This window comes from Myceligenerans halotolerans, assembly GCF_054782975.1.
Window position 1 is genome coordinate 1 of sequence record NZ_BAAGRL010000067.1, and the last position, 1,137, is coordinate 1,137.

Consider the following 1,137-nt stretch of genomic DNA (forward strand, 5'->3'; position numbering starts at 1 on the left):
GTGGTGACGGGTGGCCTCGGCGAGGTTGTCCCAGCCTGCGTGGCGCAGGATCGCGATGACGATGTTGCGGATTGTGGCCATGATCTGGGGTGCGCTGCCGTCGGCGATCTGGGACTTGTCCTCGCCGAGCGTGACGTCACGGACCCAGTGGAGCCGGTTCTCGATCGTCCAGTGCCCCTGGATCCAGGTGGCCAGCACGGTCGGGGTTGCCAGGCGGGCGCCGGCGGAGGTGATGAGGTAGACGACCTCGACGCTCTTCTTACCTTTCGTCGTGGTCGTGCGGCGCAGCTGGGCGACCTGAACGGCGCCTTCGAACGTGATCCACGTCGGGGCGTCGAGGACCTTGATCGTGCGGGTGGCCTTGCGCCCGTGCCCGGCCTGGGTCGTGCTCGTGGACGGGATCTTGGCCCAGGGCAGCTTCTTCAGCTCGCGATAGAGGGTCTTCTGGTTGCCCTTGACGGTCAGGACGTAGTGCGCTCCGGCGGCAAGGATCTGCGCCGCGGTGACGGTCTGGGTATGTAGGGCGTCCAGCGTCAGGATCGCGCCCTTGAGGTCGAGCAGGTCCAGCAGGGTGCGGGCGGCGGTGATCTCCGAGTCCTTGGACCCGATGCCGATCTGGGCGGTGACCATTCCGGTGGCGTGGTCGAAAGCCGAGACCAGGAACGACGTGGTCGCGCCCTTCTTGCGGGCTCCGCGGGCCGACTTCCCGTCGATCGCGTACACGCGCAACCCTCCGACCACTGCGGCCTTCGTGCACGTCCAGGAACAAAGGAGCCGGTCCAGCAGATCCGCATCCAGCCTGCTGAACAGGCGGCGGAACGTCGACTCGTCCGCCGGCCCGCGGGTCATGCCCAGCCGGGCCAGTCGCCGCTTGCCGGCATCGGCGGCCCACTCCGCGATCGCGGTGAACCCCTGCGCGTTCGTCAGGACCGCGCACACCGCCACCGCGACCAGCCCGGCAGCACTGTGCCGCCGCCCGCGCCGCGCACGCGGGTCAGGGAGTCTTCCCAGCAGGTCGAACAGGAGGACATCGCGGGCAACCGGCTTCGACGAGACGGGCTTGGACGCAGACGAGCGCGTGCGAGACGATGACATCGCGGGAGCGTGTTCCTTCGAGACGGACCGGGCAGTGTGAGA

General features: G+C 68.6%; 1 protein-coding gene. It reads right to left on the reverse strand.

What is annotated here, in order from left to right:
• Window positions 1-1,095 (reverse strand): ISAs1 family transposase (locus ACYVK5_RS25710; RefSeq protein ID WP_460709110.1); only part of this gene is annotated, 1,095 nt, incomplete at its 3' end.
• Window positions 1,096-1,137: the final 42 nt, after the last annotated feature.